This window comes from Kitasatospora sp. NPDC097605, assembly GCF_040302725.1.
GTDB lineage: Bacteria > Actinomycetota > Actinomycetes > Streptomycetales > Streptomycetaceae > Kitasatospora.
Window position 1 is genome coordinate 108,653 of sequence record NZ_JBEOSF010000014.1, and the last position, 20,478, is coordinate 129,130.

Annotated in this window: 17 protein-coding genes and 1 tRNA gene; 10 read left to right on the top strand and 8 right to left on the bottom strand. The window is 72.5% G+C overall.

Annotation, left to right across the window (positions count from 1 at the left end; genetic code table 11):
• Positions 1-20 precede the first annotated feature (20 nt).
• The 3 genes from ABTX81_RS18085 to aceE form a co-directional block, all read right to left on the bottom strand.
• Complete coding sequence (locus tag ABTX81_RS18085) at positions 21-722, bottom strand: hypothetical protein (protein ID WP_350546440.1); 702 nt, start codon at positions 720-722, stop codon at positions 21-23.
• A gap of 87 nt (positions 723-809) precedes the next feature.
• Positions 810-1,250, bottom strand: coding sequence for a nitroreductase/quinone reductase family protein (locus tag ABTX81_RS18090; protein WP_350546444.1), 441 nt, complete (start codon positions 1,248-1,250; stop codon positions 810-812).
• Between the two features lie 163 nt (positions 1,251-1,413).
• Positions 1,414-4,164, bottom strand: a complete 2,751-nt coding sequence (gene aceE, locus ABTX81_RS18095; RefSeq protein ID WP_350546449.1) for a pyruvate dehydrogenase (acetyl-transferring), homodimeric type — start codon at positions 4,162-4,164, stop codon at positions 1,414-1,416.
• Positions 4,165-4,679: 515 nt separating this feature from the next.
• On the opposite strand from aceE, the gene ABTX81_RS18100 reads away from it, so the two are divergent.
• From ABTX81_RS18100 to ABTX81_RS18120, 5 genes are all read left to right on the top strand, one after another.
• A complete protein-coding gene (locus tag ABTX81_RS18100; RefSeq protein ID WP_350546454.1) occupies positions 4,680-5,117 on the top strand; it encodes a DUF3052 domain-containing protein in 438 nt (145 codons plus the stop codon).
• Positions 5,118-5,355: 238 nt separating this feature from the next.
• Positions 5,356-5,814, top strand: coding sequence for a peroxiredoxin (locus ABTX81_RS18105; protein WP_350546458.1), 459 nt, complete (start codon positions 5,356-5,358; stop codon positions 5,812-5,814).
• A 171-nt stretch (positions 5,815-5,985) separates the two neighbouring features.
• Positions 5,986-6,561: a TerD family protein gene (locus tag ABTX81_RS18110; RefSeq protein WP_350546463.1), complete on the top strand. Its 576-nt coding sequence runs from the start codon at positions 5,986-5,988 to the stop codon at positions 6,559-6,561.
• Positions 6,562-6,778: 217 nt separating this feature from the next.
• The gene (locus ABTX81_RS18115) at positions 6,779-7,354 is read left to right on the top strand and encodes a TerD family protein (protein WP_350546468.1); all 576 of its coding nucleotides are present in this window, start codon (positions 6,779-6,781) and stop codon (positions 7,352-7,354) included.
• A 54-nt stretch (positions 7,355-7,408) separates the two neighbouring features.
• On the top strand, positions 7,409-8,521 hold the full coding sequence (locus ABTX81_RS18120; RefSeq protein WP_350546473.1) for a DUF475 domain-containing protein: 1,113 nt from the start codon (positions 7,409-7,411) through the stop codon (positions 8,519-8,521).
• Between the two features lie 105 nt (positions 8,522-8,626).
• On the opposite strand, the gene ABTX81_RS18125 is transcribed toward ABTX81_RS18120, so the two are convergent.
• Positions 8,627-9,736, bottom strand: coding sequence for a DUF2637 domain-containing protein (locus tag ABTX81_RS18125; protein WP_350546478.1), 1,110 nt, complete (start codon positions 9,734-9,736; stop codon positions 8,627-8,629).
• Positions 9,737-10,081: 345 nt separating this feature from the next.
• On the opposite strand from ABTX81_RS18125, the gene ABTX81_RS18130 reads away from it, so the two are divergent.
• Positions 10,082-10,813 carry a Tellurium resistance gene (locus ABTX81_RS18130; RefSeq protein ID WP_350546481.1) on the top strand — a complete coding sequence of 244 codons (732 nt, stop codon included), beginning with the start codon at positions 10,082-10,084 and terminating at the stop codon, positions 10,811-10,813.
• Between the two features lie 90 nt (positions 10,814-10,903).
• Here the strand turns inward: ABTX81_RS18130 and ABTX81_RS18135 are convergent, their stop codons facing one another.
• Positions 10,904-12,001, bottom strand: coding sequence for a TerD family protein (locus ABTX81_RS18135; RefSeq protein ID WP_350546485.1), 1,098 nt, complete (start codon positions 11,999-12,001; stop codon positions 10,904-10,906).
• A 322-nt stretch (positions 12,002-12,323) separates the two neighbouring features.
• On the opposite strand from ABTX81_RS18135, the gene ABTX81_RS18140 reads away from it, so the two are divergent.
• From ABTX81_RS18140 to ABTX81_RS18150, 3 genes are all read left to right on the top strand, one after another.
• On the top strand, positions 12,324-13,535 hold the full coding sequence (locus ABTX81_RS18140) for an HpcH/HpaI aldolase/citrate lyase family protein (RefSeq protein WP_350546488.1): 1,212 nt from the start codon (positions 12,324-12,326) through the stop codon (positions 13,533-13,535).
• Between the two features lie 111 nt (positions 13,536-13,646).
• Complete coding sequence (locus tag ABTX81_RS18145) at positions 13,647-16,181, top strand: phosphoribosyltransferase (RefSeq protein ID WP_350546493.1); 2,535 nt, start codon at positions 13,647-13,649, stop codon at positions 16,179-16,181.
• A 6-nt stretch (positions 16,182-16,187) separates the two neighbouring features.
• A complete protein-coding gene (locus ABTX81_RS18150) occupies positions 16,188-17,084 on the top strand; it encodes an HAD family hydrolase (RefSeq protein ID WP_350546496.1) in 897 nt (298 codons plus the stop codon).
• Positions 17,085-17,094: 10 nt separating this feature from the next.
• Here ABTX81_RS18150 and ABTX81_RS18155 read toward each other — a convergent pair whose 3' ends face one another.
• Positions 17,095-17,322, bottom strand: a complete 228-nt coding sequence (locus tag ABTX81_RS18155) for an FmdB family zinc ribbon protein (protein ID WP_350546499.1) — start codon at positions 17,320-17,322, stop codon at positions 17,095-17,097.
• Between the two features lie 88 nt (positions 17,323-17,410).
• Entirely contained in the window at positions 17,411-18,817 is a 1,407-nt protein-coding gene (locus tag ABTX81_RS18160; RefSeq protein ID WP_502892799.1) for a hypothetical protein, read from the bottom strand.
• 135 nt (positions 18,818-18,952) lie between these two features.
• Here ABTX81_RS18160 and ABTX81_RS18165 point away from each other — a divergent pair.
• A tRNA-Val gene (locus ABTX81_RS18165) sits at positions 18,953-19,024 on the top strand.
• A 65-nt stretch (positions 19,025-19,089) separates the two neighbouring features.
• Here the strand turns inward: ABTX81_RS18165 and ABTX81_RS18170 are convergent.
• The gene (locus ABTX81_RS18170; protein ID WP_350546502.1) at positions 19,090-20,442 is read right to left on the bottom strand and encodes a restriction endonuclease; all 1,353 of its coding nucleotides are present in this window, start codon (positions 20,440-20,442) and stop codon (positions 19,090-19,092) included.
• Between the last annotated feature and the right edge of the window lie 36 nt (positions 20,443-20,478).

The following is a 20,478-nucleotide window of genomic DNA, read 5'->3' on the forward strand; positions in this document are numbered from 1 at the left end:
ACTTCCCGCTCCGGCCATGGTCAGGAGGTCGGGCAGTCCAGGGTCGGGTCGGTCTCGGCGGCGGCCCAGCACTGTTCGGCCCGCTGCCAGTACTCCTGGTCGGAGAGGGTCGCCGACGGGCTGGGGGACGGGCCGGGGAGCACCTGGGTCGGGCCGAAGTGATCGCCGCCGGTGGGCGGCGGGCCGGGCGGCGGCGCGGGCGCCGTCCGGGTGGGCCCGGGTGCCGGGGCGGCCGGGGTCGCGGTGGCCGCCGGGGCTCCGCCGGTGGACCCGGTCGCGGGCGGCGCGAGCGGGGAGGTGGGCGTCGTCGGCCGGGCGGGCGCGGCGGGTCCGGCGGCCGGCGCCGTGGACGCCGGTACCTCGGCGGAGACCAGCCCGAGGGATGGTCCCCGGCCGGGCGGGGTCCCGCCCCGGGGCACCGTCGGGGCCGCCGGGTCGCGGCCGGGCTCCGACGGGGCGGCGGTGGGCGCGGCCGGCCCGCTCCCCGCGTCCGGGGCCGCCGGCGGCGCGGCGGAGCCGGGATCGGCGGGAGCGGTCGGGACGCCCGGCGCGGGCGCCGGTACCGGCAGCAGGTCGGCCAGGCCCCGGTCCGGAGCGGCCGGCAGGGCCACCGAGGGCCCGCCCAGCTCCTCCGGAGCGGGCAGCAGCTGGGACAGCAGGGCGCCGGTCGTCACCCCGACCAGCAACGCCAGGGGGAAGGCCCCCGTCCTCGGTGCGCGCACGGTACCGGCCCCCTCCCTCGCCCCCCTGGAAAGACACCTTAAGCGTGACTCTCGGGAAGGTTAAGAGGGAACCGGCACCGTCCTGGATCAGGCCGCCGGGCGCAGCTCCACCAGCGGGACGACCCGGGTGGTTCGGGCGCGGAATTCGGCGAACACCGGCTCGACCTCGATCTGCCGGGCCCAGACGTCCTCGTGCTCGGCCGCGTCCAGCGGGACGGCGTGCGCGGCGAAGGTGTCCGGGCCGAGCTCGACGGTGACCTCGGGGGTGTCGGCGAGGTTGCGGTACCAGGCCGGGTCGGCCGGCGCGCCGCCGTTCAGCGCGAAGACGATCACCCGCCCGCCGTCCCTCAGGTACACCAGCGGGGTGGTGCGGGACTCCCCGCTGCGCCGGCCGCGAGTGGTGAGCAGCAGCAGGGTCTTGCCGGCGAAGTCGCCGCCGACCAGGCCCTCGGCCGCCCTGAACTCGGCGATCACCTTGCGGTTGTAGTCGTTCCCGCCATCGGCGGGCTGGGGGTGGGCGGCGTTCATCGGGTGACCCTCCTCGGCCGGTCCGGTTCGTCGGGACGAGCGTAGGAGCTGACACCGGTGTGAGGTTCAAGCCACTGTGACCGGAGTCACAGCGAAAGGCCGAGGGGCCGGTCCTCCCGCGTACGGCGGGAGGACCGGCCCCTCAGGAGCACCGGTCAGCGGCTCAGGCGTCGCCGCCCGCGGCGCCCGGGTCGGCCGCCGCCACGTCGAGCAGCTGGTAGCGGTCGATCGCGTCCTTCAGCACGCTGCGCTCGATCTTGCCCTGCTTGGCGAGCTCGGTGAGCACGGCCAGCACGACGGACTGCGCGTCGATGTGGAAGAAGCGGCGGGCCGCACCACGGGTGTCGGCGAAGCCGAAGCCGTCGGCGCCCAGCGACTGCCACGCGCCCGGCACCCAGCGGGCGATCTGGTCCGGCACCGCGCGCATCCAGTCGGACACCGCGACGAACGGGCCCTCGGCGCCCTGGAGCTTGCTGGTCACGTACGGGACGCGCTGCTGCTCCTCGGGGTGCAGCAGGTTGAACTCCTCGGCCTCCACCGCGTCGCGGCGCAGCTCGTTCCAGGAGGTCGCGGACCAGACGTCGGCCTTGACGTTCCACTCCTCGGCCAGGATCCGCTGGGCCTCCAGGGCCCACGGCACGGCCACGCCGGAGGCGAGGATCTGCGCCGGGATCTGGCCCGCGGTGCCGGCCGCGTACTTGTACAGGCCCTTGAGGATGCCGTCGACGTCCACGTTCTCGGGCTCGGCCGGCATCTTGATCGGCTCGTTGTAGACGGTGAGGTAGTAGAACACGTCCTCGCCGTTCGGGTGCTCCTCGCTGGAGCCGTACATCCGGCGCAGACCGTCCTGGACGATGTGCGCGATCTCGAAGCCGTACGCGGGGTCGTACGCGACGACGCCCGGGTTGGTCGAGGCCAGCAGGTGCGAGTGGCCGTCGGCGTGCTGCAGGCCCTCGCCGGTCAGCGTGGTGCGGCCGGCGGTGGCGCCGAGCACGAAGCCGCGGGCCAGCTGGTCGGCCATCTGCCAGAACTGGTCGCCGGTGCGCTGGAACCCGAACATCGAGTAGAAGACGTACACCGGGATCAGCGGCTCGCCGTGGGTGGCGTAGGCCGAGCCGGCGGCGATCAGCGAGGCGGTGCAGCCGGCCTCGGAGATGCCGTCGTGCAGCATCTGACCGGTGGGCGACTCCTTGTACGCCAGCAGCAGCTCGCGGTCGACCGACTCGTAGGTCTGGCCGAGCGGGTTGTAGATCTTCGCCGACGGGAACAGCGAGTCCATGCCGAAGGTGCGGTACTCGTCGGGCGCGATCGGCACGAAGCGGTTGCCGATGCCCTTGTCCCGCATGAGGTCCTTGAGCAGCCGGACGAACGCCATGGTGGTGGCGATGGTCTGGTTGCCGGAGCCCTTCTTGACCGCCTTGTACGCGTCGTCGCCCGGCAGCTCCAGCTTGCGCGGCCGCACCTTGCGGGTCGGCACGTAGCCGCCCAGCTCCTCGCGGCGGTCGTGCATGTACTGGATCTCCTCCGAGTCGCGGCCCGGGTGGTAGTAGGGCGGGTAGCCCTCCTCGAGCTGCTTGTCGGTGATCGGCAGGTGCAGCCGGTCGCGGAAGCGCTTCAGGTCCTCGACCGTCAGCTTCTTCATCTGGTGGGTGGCGTTGCGGCCCTCGAAGTTGGGGCCCAGCGTCCAGCCCTTGACGGTCTGCGCCAGGATGACGGTCGGCTGGCCCTTGTGCTCGCGGGCCGCCTTGAACGCCGCGTAGATCTTGCGGTGGTCGTGGCCGCCACGGCCCAGGTGCTGGATCTGCTGGTCGGTCATCGACTCGACCATCTTGCGCAGCCGCAGGTCGCCGCCGAAGAAGTTCTCGCGGATGTACGCGCCGGACTCGGTGGCGTAGGTCTGGAACTGGCCGTCCACCGTGGTGTTCAGCTTGTTCACCAGGACGCCGTCGCGGTCCTGCGCCAGCAGCGGGTCCCAGCTGCGGTCCCAGACCAGCTTGATGACGTTCCAGCCGGCGCCGCGGAACTGCGACTCCAGCTCCTGGATGATCTTGCCGTTGCCGCGGACCGGGCCGTCGAGGCGCTGCAGGTTGCAGTTGACCACGAAGGTCAGGTTGTCCAGGCCCTCGCGGGCGGCCAGGGACAGCTGGCCGAGCGACTCGGGCTCGTCCATCTCGCCGTCGCCGAGGAAGGCGTAGACCTGCGAGTCGGAGGTGTCCTTGATGCCGCGGTGCTCCAGGTAGCGGTTCATCCGGGCCTGGTAGATCGCGCCGAGCGGGCCGAGGCCCATCGAGACGGTCGGGAACTCCCAGAAGTCCGGCATCAGCCGCGGGTGCGGGTAGCTGGAGAGGCCGTAGGGGGCCTTCGACTTCTCCTGGCGGAAGGCGTCGAGCTGCTGCTCGGTGAGCCGGTCCAGCAGGAAGGCGCGGGCGTAGATGCCGGGGGAGGCGTGGCCCTGGAAGAAGATCTGGTCGCCGGACTCGCCCTCGGCGTCCTTGCCGCGGAAGAAGTAGTTGAAGCCCACGTCGTAGAGCGACGCGGAGGAGGCGAAGGTGGCGATGTGGCCACCCACGCCGATGCCCGGGCGCTGCGCCCGGGAGACCATCACCGCGGCGTTCCAGCGGGTCGCGTTGAGGATCTTGCGCTCGATCTCCTCGTTGCCGGGGAAGAACGGCTCGTCCTTGGTGGCGATGGTGTTGACGTAGTCCGTGCTGCGCATCTCGGGCACGGCGACACGCTTCTCGCGGGCGCGCTCGATCAGCCGCAGCATCAGGTAACGGGCACGCTCACGCCCCCGCTCGTCGATGGCCGCATCGAGCGACTCCAGCCATTCCGCGGTCTCCTCGGGATCGAAGTCCGGGACCTGACTCGGAAGGCCGCCAATGATGATCGGGTTGCGATCGGATCCGGAAGCCACGCTGTTCCTTCACTGTCGGTCGAAACTGAGGTGTGTCGCGCCGCCTCCATCGTGCTACCGCGCTCGGAGATCCGTCATCTCTACCGATCGGTAACCGTTCCGTCTGACAGAAGGAACGGTCTGGGGATGTGCGGTTCGGACAGCGTCGTCCGGGCCGCGCACCCCCGGGTTTACGAACAGAGGTGGTCCGACCTGGTTTCCCTTCCGTCCGATGGCGGACGGCCGGGGTGAGGGCCAACAGGAGACTCTACGCCCGCGCACGCGCGGACCCGAATGCCGTTCGCATCTCGGGCGTGCGTACGGCCTGTGGACCAGGACCACCCGAAGCATCCTTGTCCCATGCAGAGAAGGGCAAATCGGTGTGATTCACGACACGTCGCCCGGCGTGTCCCGGCGCGACACGTCAACCTTTGGAGGGGATCGGGGGTCGGGTACTTGCGCGAACCGCCGCGCCCGTGTGGACTACGGCCACAGCCTCGGCATGGACGCCGAGCCGAATACTGGAGGTTATTCCCGTGAGCGCGACCGCGGACCCCGCGGACAAGTCCAACCCGGCAGCCCGTCTCGGCTTCGAAGAGGGCCAGATCATCCAGGAGCTGGGGTACGACGAAGACACTGACCAGGACCTCCGCGAGGGCATCGAGGAGATCACCGGGACGGATCTCGTCGACGAGGACTACGACGACGTCGCCGACGCCGTCGTGCTGTGGCACCGCGACGACGACGGGGACCTGACGGACGCCCTCGTCGACGCCCTGGAATACCTGGCCGAGGGCGGCCTGATCTGGCTGCTGACGCCCAAGACCGGCCGGGACGGCCACATCGAGGCCTCGGACATCGCCGACGCCGCGAAGACCGCCGGCCTCTCCCAGACCAGCTCGATCGCGATCGCCAAGGACTGGGCCGCGACCCGCCTGGCGACCAAGTCGACCGCCAAGCAGGCCAAGCGCTGAGCGCCGCCTGACGGGCCCGCCGGGCCCCGCCGGAGCATCCTCCGGCGGGGCCCGGTCGTTTTCCGGCGTTCGGGGGAGGCGCGCCACGGACGGGCGAACCGTTCGCCCAGGGCGAAAGCGGTGGCCGTGGGCGGCGCGGCCCTCACCCGTCCGGCCCAGCCGCCCCCGGTGAATGCGAGGATGGCGCACGTCGCGCCACCCGCGCGGCCCAGTCGCGTCGAGTGGGAAAGGTCCCCGCATGGCCATCGAGATCGGCACCGAGGCTCCGGACTTCGAGCTCAAGAACCAGCACGGCGAGCTGGTCAGGCTCTCCGACTTCCGGGGCGAGAAGAACGTCGTCGTGGTCTTCTACCCGTTCGCGTTCACCGGTGTCTGCACCGGCGAGGTCTGCGCGATCCAGAAGGAGCTGCCGCGACTGCAGAACGACGAGGTGCAGGTGCTCGGCGTCTCCAACGACTCGCCCTTCAGCCAGCGGATCTTCGCCGAGCAGGAGGGTCTGGAGTTCCCGCTGCTCTCCGACTTCTGGCCGCACGGCGAGGTCTCCCGGGCCTACGGCGTCTTCGACGAGGAGAAGGGCTGCGCCGTCCGCGGCACCTTCGTGATCGACAAGGCCGGCGTGGTCCGCTGGAGCGTCGTGAACGCCCTCCCGGACGCCCGTGACGAGCAGGAGTACCTGGCCGCCGTCGGCGCGCTCTGAGCCCCTCGGGCGCTTCGCCCCGCCCGCGTCGGGCCGGTTCCCCGGCGCGGACGGGAACCCCGCACTACGATCGCCTCGTTGGCTGGTCAGAGGCCCGGGACGGTTCGCCGTCGGAGCCTCGGACCGCACCACGGGGGCACCGAGGAGTGCCTCCCGAATCTTGGAGGACAAGTGGGTGTCAGCCTGAGCAAGGGCGGCAATGTCTCGCTCACCAAGGAGGCCCCCGGCCTGACCGCCGTGGTGGTCGGCCTCGGGTGGGACGTCCGCACCACCACGGGCACGGATTTCGACCTGGACGCCAGCGCTCTGCTCTGCAACGACCAGGGCAGGGTCGGCTCGGACGGCAACTTCGTCTTCTTCAACAACCTCAAGAGCCCCGACGGCTCGGTCGAGCACACCGGTGACAACCTCACCGGTGAGGGCGAGGGCGACGACGAGCAGATCAAGGTCAGCCTGGCGACCGTGCCGGCCGATGTGCAGAAGATCGTCTTCCCGGTGTCCATCTACGACGCCGAGAACCGTTCGCAGAACTTCGGCCAGGTCCGCAACGCGTTCATCCGCGTGGTGAACCAGTCGGACAACAAGGAGCTGGCCCGGTACGACCTCACCGAGGACGCCTCCACCGAGACGGCGATGGTCTTCGGCGAGCTGTACCGCAGCGGCGCCGAGTGGAAGTTCCGCGCGATCGGCCAGGGCTACGCCTCCGGCCTGCGCGGCATCGCCCAGGACTTCGGCGTCAACGTCTGAGTCGGGCGGGGCCGCTGACGGCCCGGTGAAGTGGTACGAACGGCCGGGGCGGCCGCGGACGCGAGGGCGTCGGCGGCCGCCCCGGCCGTTCCGTCGTTCCCGGCGCACTGGAAGGATGGGAGTTCAGGAAAGTTCAGCCGGCCGGAAGGGGCCGGCCGGGGTCGCGGGGGAATAGACCTGAGATGCGCCCCGGGAGGCAAGGGAGGAAGGACAGCCCATGAGTGTCACGCTCGCCAAGGGTGGAAACGTCTCGCTCACGAAGGCCGCGCCGAATCTGACGCAGGTGCAGATCGGCCTCGGCTGGGACGCCCGGTCCACGACCGGCGCGCCCTTCGACCTCGACGCGAGCGCCCTGCTCTGCTCGAACAACCGGGTGCTGGGCGACGAGTACTTCGTCTTCTACAACAACCTCAAGAGCCCGGAGGGCTCGGTCGAGCACACCGGTGACAACCTCACCGGTGACGGCGACGGCGACGACGAGGTGGTCCTGGTCAACCTGGACCTGGTGCCGGCGCAGGTCGACAAGGTCGCCTTCCCGGTGTCCATCTACGACGCCGAGAACCGTTCGCAGAACTTCGGCCAGGTCCGCAACGCGTACATCCGGGTGGTCAACTCGGTGGACGGCCAGGAGATCGCCCGCTACGACCTCACCGAGGACGCGTCCAGCGAGACCGCGATGATCTTCGGCGAGCTGTACCGGTACGCGGGCGAGTGGAAGTTCCGCGCGGTGGGCCAGGGCTACGCCTCGGGCCTGCGGGGCATTGCTCTCGATTTCGGCGTAAACGTACAGTAAAGGCCGCGATCGTCATGATCGTCCCGCCATGAACCCGAAAGGTAACCAAGTCCCGTGTTCCTCCGCACATTCGGCTGGTCATTCGCGATCACCGTTCTCGGACTGATCGCCGCCGGCCTGCTCTGGGGAGCCGAGGGATTCGGCATCGTGCTGATCCTCTCCATCCTGGAGATCTCCCTCTCGTTCGACAACGCGGTGGTCAACGCCACGGTGTTGAAGCGGATGAACCCGTACTGGCAGAAGATCTTCCTGACCGTCGGCGTGCTGATCGCCGTGTTCGGTATGCGGCTGATCTTCCCGCTGCTGGTCGTCGGCCTCACCGCGCACCTCAACCCGGCGACGGTCATCGACCTCGCGATCCACAGCGACAAGACGTACGAGGGCCTCACCTACGGCCAGTACCTGGAGCAGGCCAACCCGGCGATCGCCGCGTTCGGTGGCGTCTTCCTGCTGATGATCTTCCTCGACTTCATCTTCGAGGAGAAGGACTACAACTGGCTGGCCTGGATCGAGCGTCCGCTGGAGAAGGTCGGCAAGCTGGAGGCCTTCTCCACCGTCGTCGCCCTGGTCACCCTGCTGCTCGCGTCCAACTTCTTCGCCGGTGAGCACGCCGAGACGGTGCTCCTCGCCGGCGTGCTCGGCCTCGTCACCTACCTCAGCGTCAACGGCCTCGCCTCGGTCTTCGAGTCGGGCCTGGAGGAGGAGGCCGAGAAGGAGGAGGAGGCCTCGAAGGCCGGCAAGTCGATCGTCCAGGTCGGCGGCAAGGCCGCGTTCTTCCTCTTCATGTACCTGGAGGTGCTGGACGCCTCGTTCTCCTTCGACGGCGTGGTCGGCGCGTTCGCCATCTCCAGCGACATCTTCCAGATCACCCTGGGCCTGGGCATCGGCGCGATGTACATCCGCTCGCTGACCGTCTTCCTGGTCCGCAAGGGTACCCTGGACGACTACGTCTACCTGGAGCACGGCGCGCACTACGCGATCGGCGCGCTCGCGGTGATCCTGATGGTCGGCATCGAGTACCACATCCCGGAGATCGTCACCGGCCTGATCGGCGTCGCCTTCATCGGCCTCGCCCTCGGCTCGTCGATCCTGCGCAACCGGCGCGAGGGCACCGGCGGCGGGGGCGACGGGGACGGGGAGCGGGAGCTGGTGGGCAGCGCCCAGTAGTCCCGCGACACCCTCCGCAACGCCGAACGGCCGTTCCTCCCGAGTGGGGAACGGCCGTTCGGCGTCGTACGCCGTCGTACGGGGCGGATGCCGCGGAGCGGGTGCTCAGCCGAGCTGCTGCTCGATGGCGCGCAGCTTGCGCTCCAGCGAGTCCAGCTTGGGCATCGAGAGGGTGTCGTCGTCCGGCGTCAGGTCGATGGCCGAGCTGCCGCGGTAGGACGAGGAGGCCGAGGAGGAGGCGGTGGTGCTGCCGGAGGCGGTGCGGCGGCGGCCGGTGTCCGGGGAACCGAGCGCGGCCGGCTCCAGCGCGGAGGCGGTGGTGGAGAGAGCGTCTGCCTCGGCGGCTAGGGCAGGCTCCGTAGCGCTCGGGCCGTCTCCGGCGGCGGCGAGGGCGGGCACCTGGCGGCCGCCGCGGTTGCGGGAGAGCATGCCGCCCGACTGCCGGGAGATGGCCTTCAGCTCGGCGCGCTCGCGGCGGTCGGCGCTGCGGGCCCGCACCTTGGCGTCCAGCTTGGCCTGGCGCTCCTCGCGCACCTCCTCGACCGCCTCGTCCAGGCTGCGGACGTTCTCCAGCAGCATCAGCGACCAGGCGGCGTAGGTCTCGCGGGGCGCGCGCAGCCAGCGGACGATGCGGATCTGCGGCAGCGGGCGGGGGACCAGGCCCTGCTCGCGCAGCGCGGCCTTGCGGGTCTGCTTCAGCGCGCGGTCGAAGAGGATCGCGGCCGAGATCGACATGCCGGAGAAGAACTCCGGGGCGCCGTCGTGCGAGATGCCGCGCGGGGCGTGCACCCAGTTGAACCAGGCCGAGGCGATCGCGAAGACCCAGACCAGCAGGCGCGAGCCGAGGGCCGCGTCACCGTGGCTGGCCTCGCGGACGGCGAGCACCGAGCAGAACATCGCCGCGCCGTCCAGACCGAACGGCACCAGGTACTCCCAGCCGTTCGACAGGCCGAGGTTCTCCTTGCCGAAGCCGACCAGGCCGTGGAAGGAGAGCGCGGCCGCGACGCCGGCGCAGCAGAACAGCAGCACGTAGGAGGAGATCCCGTAGATCATCTCCTTGCGCCGGCGGCGCTCCTCGCTACGCTCCCAGGAGTCGCCGGAGTCCTGCTTCCGGTTGTTGTTCTTGAAGCGCAGCGTCGCCACCAGGATGGCGGTGAACAGCAGGGCTGCGCCGCCGATGACGGTCCAGACCAGCTGTATGGAGGTCAGGTTCATTGCGGGTCGGGCCTCGGGTTTCCGCAGGGGACAGGTCACAGTGCGACACGGTGGTCAGGATCCGTCCCCGGGACCGGGCCTGACGAAGCGTCGTGGTCGGACGGGTGGCCCGGCGCGCCCGGACAGGGGGCGGGCGGGACACCTGTGCGGCTAGACGATATCGCGTCCGAAGTGGCCGCATGGTACGGGAGGTGAGCTTCGCCCCGCCAATCGACCCGCCGGTGTCCGGCCGGTGTCCGCGGAGCGGCGGTGGGTAGGGGAGTTCGGGTACCCGGCGGGCGGGTTGATGCCCGATCATGGAGCGGCGGACCGTCAGAGCGACTGGCGGGGCTGGGGGAGGACGGCATGGCCTCGATTTGGGAGTACCTGCGCGGCGAGCGGAACGCCCTCGACACGGGCGGCGGCCAGTTCAAGGTCACCCTGACCAAGGCGTCCCCGCAGCACGCGATCACCGGCGCGGCGGCGACCACCGGCTACCTCTACGTCAACCTGCACTGGACCACCCGGACGGGGGCGCCGCGGACGTCCGCGCGGGACGCCGTGCGGCGGTTCTTCAGCCCGCGCATCCTCAGCCCGATGGAGCCGGACTCCGCCCAGAACGCGCAGGTCAACGTGGACCTCGACCTGGCCTGCATGTACGAGCTGGCGGACGGCAAGCGGGGCGTGGTGCAGCCGCTGGGCGGCTTCCTCGGGGACCTCCAGCACGCGCCGTTCGTCAAGCTCAGCGGCGACGACCAGTACGGGGCGCCGTCCGGCGAGACGATGTACATCAACCTGGAGAAGAAGGACCAGTTCAAGCGGCTGCTGGTCTTCGTGTACATCTACGACGGCACGCCCGCCTTCGAGCAGACCAACGCGGTGGTGACGATCGTGCCGCAGTCCGGGCCGCGGATCGAGGTCAAGCTGGAGGAGCGGGCGCCGGCGGCGCGGTCCTGCGCGGTGGTGCTGATCGAGAACTCCGGGGACAACGCGCTCACGGTGCGGCGCGAGGTGCGCTATGTGAACGGGTTCCAGGCGGACATCGACCGGCTGTACGGCTTCGGGATGCAGTGGCAGCGCGGGTACAAGCCGGAGTGAGCCCCGGTGTCCCTGCCGCTGCCCCGGCCCGGGGATCCGGGTGGGGACTCGGGCGGGGGCTCGGGTGGGGACTCGGACGGGGGCGGTGGCTCAGCGGGGCTGGAACTGTGGGCCCTGCGGGGGCAGGGCGAACTCCTCGGCGGCGGCGGGCGCCGGCGGCTGCTGGTGCGCCAGGGGCGCGGTGTTCGGCGGCGGGTAGCCGTAGCCGCCCTGCTGGGGGGCCTGCGGTGCCTGGGGGGCCTGCTGCTGGGGGTAGCCGTAGCCCGGCGCCGGGGGCTGCTGGGGGTGGCCGTAGCCGCCCTGCTGCGGGGGCCGGGGGGCGGTGTTCGGCGGCGGGTAGCCGTAGCCGGGCTGCCCGGTCGGCGGCGCGGTCGGGGCCGGCGGGACGTTCGGCGGCATCGTGGGCGGGTTGGGCGGCGGCGGGGGCGTGTTGGCCGGGACGCCGGCCGGCGCCGGGGCGGCTTGGGCGGCGGCGGGCTGCGGGACGGCGGGCTGCGGGACGGCCGGGGCCAGGGTGAAGGTGCCGGGTTCGGGGCGGCCGGCCGGCCGGGGGTCGGGCAGCGCGGTGCGCGGGTCCGCGGCCGGTCCGGGCTGGGCGGGGGCGGGCTGGGTCGTGGCGGTCTGGGCGCCCGTGCCGCCCTCGTCCTCGACGGTGATGCCGAAGTCGGTGGCCAGGCCGATCAGCCCGGAGGCGTACCCCTGGCCGACGGCGCGGAACTTCCACGTGCCCGCCCGGCGGTAGAGCTCGCCCGCGACCAGCGCGGTGACCTCGTCCCCGTCGCCCATCGCGAACTCGGCCAGGGCCGGCGCCCCCTCGCCGGCGGCGGCGTCGAACAGCTGCAGGCGCAGCCCGCCCACCGCGCGGAACGATCCGCCCTCGGAGGAGCCGGCCAGCACCACCCGGTCGACGTCGGCCGGCAGCTTGCCGAGCTCGGCCTCGACGGTGTCGGTGATCTCGCTGCCGTCGGCGCTCTGCTGCTTGGGCAGATGGCGCACCAGGCCGGTGGGGTGGCGCGGCTGGTTGTAGAAGACGAAGTCGGCATCCGAACAGACCTTGCCGGCCGGGCCGAGCAGCAGTGCGGAGGCGTCCACGTCCGGCGCACCGGGCGTGGCGCTCCAGCGCAGCACGGCGCGGACCGCCGCCACCGGCAGTGCGATGTTGGCGCCCTTGGCCATCACGTGCGTCATAGCCGACCATCCTGCCTGTTCGCCACCCCTTCGGACAACGTGACCGGGGGAGGCGTCGTGGTGGGACTTTGCCAACGCTTGCGGTTTGTGAAGTGGAGGGTAACCTTCCGAGAATTCGCCATTGCGGAACCGGCGCGCGCCCGGAGCCGTCCGTACGATGGGCGGGCAGGAGACGCCGGGGGCCGGTCGACGGAGACCGGCCGGAACCGGGCCGGGAACCACCGGGGCCGTGGAGCCGGTTGAACCGGGTGCAGCACCGGGGCCCGTCGCCGCCCCTCCCCGCCTCCGCCGGACCGGCGGCCGAACTCCTGAGGAGAGCACCTTGCGCCACTTCGGCCACCTCGCGGACGACGTCCGCGACCGGCTCTTTCTCATGGCACCGGGGGAGTTCGCCCCGGACGGCGACCCGGCCGTGCTGGCCACCGCGCTCGGCGCCACGCTCTACAGCCCGGCCACCCGGCCGACCCTGCGCGCGGACATCCGCAAGCAGGCCGCGCAGGGGGTCGTCTCGATGGTCCTCTGCCTGGAGGACGCCATCGCCGACCACGAGGTGCCGGACGCCGAGGCCAACCTGGTGGCCCGGCTCGGCGAGCTGTGGACGGAGGTCACGGAGGGTGTCGGCGGTACCGATGTCTCCACGGATTGCGCACAGGATCTTCCCCTCCTCTTCATCAGAGTGCGGACCGCCGCCCAGCTCGCCGACCTCGCCGAGCGGCTCGGACCGGCGATCGGCGTGCTCACCGGCTTCGTCCTGCCCAAGTTCACCGAGGAGACCGGCGGGGACTTCCTGGAGGCGCTCGCCGTGGCCGAGGCGGCCACCGGGCACCGGCTGTTCGCCATGCCGGTCCTGGAGTCCCCCGAGCTCGCCCACCTGGAGACCCGCCGCGACCAGCTGTTCGGGATAGCGCGGCTGCTCGACAAGCACCGCGAGCGGGTCCTCGCCGTCCGCCTCGGCGTCACCGACCTCTGCGCCGCCTACGGCCTGCGCCGCTCGCCCGACCTGACCGCGTACGACGTCGCCCTGGTCGCCTCGGTGATCGGCGACGTGGTCAATGTGCTCGGCCGCGCCGACGGCACCGGGTTCACCGTCACCGGGCCGGTCTGGGAGTACTTCCCGGTCCAGGAGCGGATGTTCAAGCCGCAGCTGCGCCGCACCCCGTTCGCCGAGGCCGAGCCCTCGCGCGAGGCGGTCCGCCGGCGGATCATCGAGCACGATCTCGACGGGCTGATCCGCGAGATCGAACTCGACCGCGCCAACGGCCTGTTGGGCAAGACCTGCATCCACCCCAGCCATGTGCCCGCGGTGCACGCGCTCTCCGTCGTCACGCACGAGGAGTACAGCGACGCCCGGGACATCCTCCAGCAGGAGCGCGGCGGGGGCGGGGTGCTGCGCTCGGCGTACACCAACAAGATGAACGAGGCCAAGCCGCACCGGGCCTGGGCGGAGCGGGTGATGCTGCGCGCCGAGGTGTTCGGGGTGGCCCGTGAGGACGTCAGCTTCGCCGAGCTGCTGGCGGCCTGCCTCTGCCGCTGAGCCGCCGGCCTCCCTCCGACCGCTGAGCCGCCGGCTCCTCTCCGACCGTTGAGCCGCCGACCCCCTCCGACCGTGCCCATCCCACCGCACCACCGAAAGCAGGACCCCTTCGTGACAGCAGCAGAGCAGGAGCGCACCGGGGCGCAGCGGCGCGCCGGCGAGCGGGAGTGGACCGGCCGCTGGGTGGCCGAGCGGGCCGGCGTCACGCTGACCGGCTCCGAGCGCCTTCCCGAACTGGTCGGCCTCGCCCTGCGGGAGAACCGCAAGCGCGCCCACCTGCTGGTCTCCACCGTGCTCGGCAAGCACGTCCCGCAGCGCCCCGCCGTGGTGCACGGCGCCGGCCTCGAACTCGGCCGCCGGGTCCGCGAGCTGCTCGACCCGCTCGGCGAGCGGGCCCTCGCGGGCGCCGTCGTGCTCGGCTACGCGGAGACCGCCACCGGCCTCGGCCACAGCGTCGCCGACGGGCTGGACGCCCCCTATCTGCACTCCACCCGCCGCCCGGTGCCCGGCCTCGCCCCGCTCGGTGGCTTCGAGGAGGAGCACTCGCACGCCACCTCGCACCTGCTGCTGCCCGCCGACCCCGCGCTGCTCGCCGGCGACGGGCCGCTCGTCCTGGTCGACGACGAGTTCTCCACCGGCACCACCGTGCTCAACACCATCCGCGCCCTGCACGCCCGCCACCCGCGCGAGCACTACGTGGTGGTCGCCCTGGTCGACCTGCGCGGCGCCGCCGACCGGCAGCGGCTCGCCGACACGGCCGCCGAACTCGGCGCCCGGCTCGACCTGGTGGCACTGGCCGGCGGCGGCGTCGAGCTGCCCGCCGACATCCTGGACCGGGCCGAGCGGCTGATCGCCGAGGCCGCGCCGGCCTCCGCCCCCGCATCCGAGCCGCCGGCCGGCCCGCCGGCGCCGCTGGTGCGGGTCGACCTGGCCTGGCCGCAGGGCCTGCCCGACGGCGGGCGGCACGGCTTCACCCCGGAGCACCGGGCGCGGCTGGAGGAGGCGCTGCCGGCACTGGCCGATCAGCTGGCGGAGGCGATCGGCGGCTCCGACGGCGGTGGCTCCGACGGCGGTTCCGGCGACGGCGGCGGGCGGGTGCTGGTGCTCGGCTTCGAGGAGCTGATGTACGCCCCGCTGCGCCTGGCCGGCGCCCTCGCCGAGCGGCTGCCCGGCGGCGCCGACCGCGTCCACAGCTCCACCACCACCCGCTCGCCCGTCCTCGCCGTCGACGACCCCGGCTACGCCATCCGCACCCGACTGGCCTTCCCCGCCCACGACGACCCGGCCGACGACTCCTCGCGCGAGCGCTACGCCTACAACGTCGCCCCCGGCGCCGACCCGGCCCGCCGCTTCGACACCGTGGTCCTGGTGGTCGACGACGTCGCCGACACCCCGGCCCTGCACCGGGGCGAGCGCGCCCTGCTCGGCCAGCTGCGGCGGGTCACCGACCGGGTGGTGCTCGCCGTGCTGCCGTCCCACCGGCCCGGCGCGCTGCCGCGGCCGCTGTACGGCCCGGCGTTCTCCTCCTACCGGGCCGACGAGGTGGCCTGGCTGCTCAAGGACCTCTCCGGGGTCGCCCTGGAGGCGCCCACCGAGGAGCGCGAGGAGGCGGTGCAGAACGGCGGCGCCCACTACGCCGAGTCGCTGCCGGTCGAGTACCAGCCGAGCCCCGAGTACCAGGAGCTGTTCCACCAGGCCCTGCGGGCCTCCGCCCGGCGGATCGCGCTCGCCGTCGGCACCGTCGCCGAGACCCTGCTGCGCGAGCGCGGCCCCGGCCTGGTGCTCGCCTCGCTGGCCCGCGCCGGCACGCCCGTCGGCATCCTGATCCGCCGCTGGCTCGCCGCCGGGCACGGCGTCGACGCCCCGCACTACGCCGTCTCCATCGTCCGCGGCCGCGGCATCGACCCGGTCGCCCTGCGCTACCTGGACGCCCACCACCGGGCCGCCGACGTGGTGTTCGTCGACGGCTGGACCGGCAAGGGCGCGATCACCCGGGAACTCGCCGAGGCGCTCGCCGGCACGGGCTTCGACCCCGGCCTCGCCGTGCTCGCCGACCCCGGCCGCTGCGTGTCCACCTTCGGCACCCGGGACGACTTCCTGATCCCCTCCGCCTGCCTCAACTCGACCGTCTCCGGCCTGGTCTCACGCACCGTGCTGCGCTCCGGCCTGATCGGCCCGGACGACTTCCACGGCGCCAAGCACTACACCGAGCTGGCCGGCGCCGATGTCTCCGGGGCCTTCCTGGACACCGTCGCCGACCACTTCGCGGACGTCCGGGCCGAGGCCGTCGCGGCCGCCGGGCGCTTCCTCGCTCCCGAGCACGCCGGCGAGCGCGCCCCCGACTGGGCCGGCTGGGCCGCCGTCGAGCGGATCAGCGCCGAGTTCGGCATCGACGACGTCAACCTGGTCAAGCCCGGCGTCGGCGAGACCACCCGGGTCATGCTGCGCCGCGTCCCCTGGCGGGTGCTGGCCCGGCGCGGCGCGGGCGCCGACCTCGACCACGTCCGGCTGCTCGCCGCCCAGCGGGGGGTCCCGGTCGAGGAGGTGGACGACCTGCCGTACTCCTGCGTCGGCCTCATCCACCCCCGCTACACCCGGGGGGCGACCGGCGCCTCCGGCACGGCCGTCCTGGTGAAGGAGTCCTGAGCCCCGATGACTGGTTACCTGAGTGGTGGCATGAACGGCGGCGCCGCGGGCCGCTTCGTCGTCGCGAGCGACCTCGACCGCACCCTGATCTACTCCAACCGCGCCCTCGCCCTCGACGTGCCGGACCGGCTCGCGCCGCGCCTGCTCTCGGTCGAGGTGCACGACGGCAAGGCGCTCTCGTTCATGACCGAGGAGGCCGCCGGGCTGCTCGTCGAACTCGCCCGGGAGGCGCTGCTCGTCCCCGCGACCACCCGCACCCGCGCCCAGTACGAGCGGGTCAACCTGCCCGGCCCGACGCCCGGCTGGGTCCCGCCGTACGCCATCTGCGCCAACGGCGGCCGGCTGCTCGTCGACGGCGTGCCGGACGCCGACTGGCAGGAGGAGATGGCCGCCCGGCTGGCCGCCGGGGCGGCGCCGCTGGCCGAGGTGGTCGAGCACCTGGCGCTCTGCGCGGACCCCGAGTGGACGCACAAGCGGCGGGTCGCCGACGAGCTGTTCGCCTACCTGGTCGTCGAGCGCGCCGAGCTGCCGCAGGGCTGGCTCGCCGAGCTCACCGGCTGGTGCGCGGAGCGCGGGTGGACCGTCTCGCTCCAGGGGCGCAAGGTGTACGCCGTGCCGGCGCCGCTCAGCAAGAGCGCGGCGCTGGCCGAGGTCGTGCGGCGGGTGGGCGGGGCCACGGTGCTCTCCGCCGGGGACTCGCTGCTCGACGCCGACCTGCTGCGCGCCGCCGACGCCGCCTGGCGCCCCGGCCACGGCGAGCTGGCCGACACCGGATGGACGGCGCCGGGCGTCACCGTCCTCGACGAGGTGGGTGTGGCGGCGGGCGAGGAGATCGTCCGCCGCTTCCTGGCCCGCGTGCGCGGCGAGGCCGTCGAGCCGGCCGCCGCCGTCACGGTCTCCTGACCGCTGACCGCTAGCCGCAGCAGCCGCCGCCGCAGCAACCCCCGCCGCCACCGGCCGACGGGGCCTGCTGCGGCGCGCCGCCGGCGGAGGCCGCGCCGGTGACGGCGACGGTCGACAGCAGCTTCACGGTGTCCGGGTGGCCCTGCGGGCAGACGGCGGGGTCGTTCGCCTGCGCCATCGGACGGCGGAGCTCGAAGGTGGCGCCACAGGCGCGGCAGCGGAAGTCATAACGAGGCATGCCCGCCAGCGTATCCGCGCCACCGCCCGCTGTCCGTCCCGCTGCCGCCCTGTTGTCCTGCCGCCCTGCTGCCCTGTTGCCCGTTCCGCTACCGGACGCCGCCGCCCAGCTCGCCGCGGATCAACTCCACCACGTGCGCCGCCGTCTCCCGCACCGCGGCCAGCTCGGTCAGGAACCGCCAGTAGTCCGGGTGCCGCCCGGCCGACTCCAGCTCCGCCACCGCGCGGTCCAGCCGGGCCACCGCCGCGTCCAGCGGACCGGCGTGCCGCGGATCCGGCGCCTGCCGCCCGGCCATCGCCAGCCGCTGGGCGTCCCGCAGGGCGAACCGGGCGCGCTCGACCTCCTTGTGCGGGTCGATCTGCACCTCGTTCAGCTGCCGCAGCCGCTCGTTCACCGCGACCACCGACCCGTCCGCCGTCTCCAGCAGCGCGCGCACCGTGCCCAGCGCGCCCGTGGCGTCCGCCCAGCGCTGCTCGTCCCGGGCCCGGGCGGCCTCGGCGAGCTTGCCCTCGGCGGCCCGCCGGGTCTCCTCGACCTGGTCCGGCACCCGTTGGAGGTCCTGCCAGCACGCGGTGGAGAACCGCCGGCGCAGCTCGCTCAGCGCCGGCTCGACCGTCCCGGCCTTGGTCTCCAGCGCCTGGATCCTGGTCCGCAGACTGGCCACCCGCCGGTCGATCTCCCGGGCCCGCTCCGGCAGCTGACCGGCCTCCGCCGCGATCGCCTCGGCGCGCTCCCGCACCCGGTCCGCGCGCTCCAGCGTGCCCGGCACCCCGTGCTGCGCCACGCCCTCGTTCAGCCGCCCCAGCTCCGGCGCCAGCTCGGCCAGCCGCGCCGCCAGCTCGTCCGCCCGCAGCCCGGCGCCGCGCGCGGCGTCCAGCGCGTTGCTGGCGGCCAGCAGCGCCCGCTTGGCCTGCTCGATCGCCGGGGTCACCCGCATCAGCTGCTGCTCGGCCCGCTCCAGCGTCGGCTGCAGCTTGCGCAGGAAGTCGTTCAGCTCCGCGAGCGCCGAGCCGAGCTGGCCCTTCACGTCGTCCAGCTGGTGCTTGGCCCGGGCCGCGACCCCGGACTCCAGGTCCTCCGCGTCCAGGTCGTGCGCGTCGAGGGCGGTCAGGTAGTTCACGGTCACCTGGTCGACCCGGCCGGAGATCGCCTCGAAGTCCGCCAGCGCCCGCCGGGCCGTCGCGCTGTCCCCGGCCGAGCGCACCGTCTCCACCGCCAGCCGCACCTCGCGCTGGGTGGAGTCCACCTCGTAGAACGCCTGCTGCGCCGCGTCCCGCGCGGCCCGGGCGTCCGCCCGCATGCCGTCCCCGCCGCGCCGCCCCCACCAGCCCCCGCCGGTCCCGAACGACGCCGCCCCCGCGGCCCCCAGCGCACCGGCGACGACCAGCGGCAGCATCAGCGCCTCGGCCACCGCGCTCCCCGGCCACCGCCGCCCCCGCCCGCCTCCGCCGGCCACCCTCACTGCGCGCTCCCTGGTTCCCGACCGTTGATCCATCACCCATTCTTCCCGATCACCCCGCCCCACCGGCACCCCACCCGCCCCCACCCCCCGACCACCTGCACACACCACCCCCCGGACCAGGTACCCTAAGCATTCGTCGTGCGCCCGCCCCGGGCCCACACGACCCCGGGGCGCGTAGCTCAGCGGTAGAGCGCTGCTCTTACAAAGCAGATGTCGGCGGTTCGAAACCGTCCGCGCCCACGGATGAGAAGGGCCAGTTCGGAGGCAAGATCCTCCCGGACTGGCCCTTGATCGTTTCTGGGGTCTCAGTAGGGCTGTGCCGCTGGCGTGCCAGGTGCCGACGCGGGGAAGCGCTGAGCCAACCAGGCCTCGACCGCCGCAACGGACGTGTAGCCGTGCTGGCGAAGCAGGTCGACGATGTCACGGCCGCAGATCAGAATCACAGGGTGCTGGTCGTCACGGATCTCCTCCTGCATCTGCCGGTTGAAGAACGACGTTGTGACGAGGACCCCGAAGTTCCGGTGCCGGAGCCGGGAGATCAGCCGGCTCCCTTCCTTGACCCCGACCGACTGGTTCGGCGACTTGCACTTGGCTTCAAGCGCGAAGTCGATTGCGATCCGGTCTGCGGGAGGGCCCAGGTGGTACTGGCCGACCGCGTCCCGGCCCCCGTCGCGGCTCCGGCGGGTCACCTCGACCTGCCCGGTCGCCGGCGCGAGCAGGCGCCACAGCTCGACAGCACACGGCTCGAAGTCGTGTTCCCGGCCGCGGAAGTGTTCGCGGACAGCAGCCAGGATCTTCTGGGATTCAGGGTCGGATGGCAGTTGCTCCGTCTGGCTGCGGATCACGGTCGTCGCAGGAGCCGCGAGTGGCATGTAGGAACGGGTCTCGACCCAGGCCCGCCAAGCCTCAGGGCAGCCGCCTTCCAGAGCGTCACCGCCGCCCAGTACATGGTGGAGCCAGGTACGCGAGATCACGGCCTGATCCAGCACGGTGAAACGCGCCCGATAGTTCTGGAACCGCTGGCCGTTGGTGGTACGCCAGATCGCTGCCAACTCGTCGTCCGAGGTCAGCGCAGGTCCGCCAGGTGCGAGCAGTCCGCGGAACCGCACGCCGCGGCCAGTAGAGCCAGCCTTCTCGAAGAGGAGGAAGGGCGGTATCCGGCGGCGGGAGTCGGGCCCCTCATGGGAGGCGGCGAAGACGTCGCGCAGGAGGAGGTTCCCGCTGTGGGGAGTCTTGTGCATCTCGTGGCCGGGGGTCCGGTTGTCGCCGAAGTAGGTAAAGCCGCCGGTCTGCGGGTCGAGGGCATCCGGCCAGTCAGGCTGCCGTCCGGTCGTGTAGAGGACCGCCAGGCGTACGGACTGTTCCTTCGGCGACCCGGCAGGCCTGAAGCCGCCCTGGTTGCCGACACCTGGGACGAGCCGGTTGATCGGGTCATCCGAGCTGTTGCCCCTCGTGCCACCTGGGTAGAACGCATCGAGCTGGAGATCGACCCCGGACAGATCTGCAAAGGCGGCGGCAGGCCGTTCGGTCCGGGGCGAAGGTATGGCGGAGGCGGGCACGAGATCAGGCTCCGTTCTGCTGAGCTTGTAGTACGTATGTGCGAATCGGAGTGTCTCGTGAGCGTGATCACGCTCGGCCACCGGGGTCGCCACGGTCATAGCAGGCAGCAGTGCAGCCGGTCCGGAGGAACACCG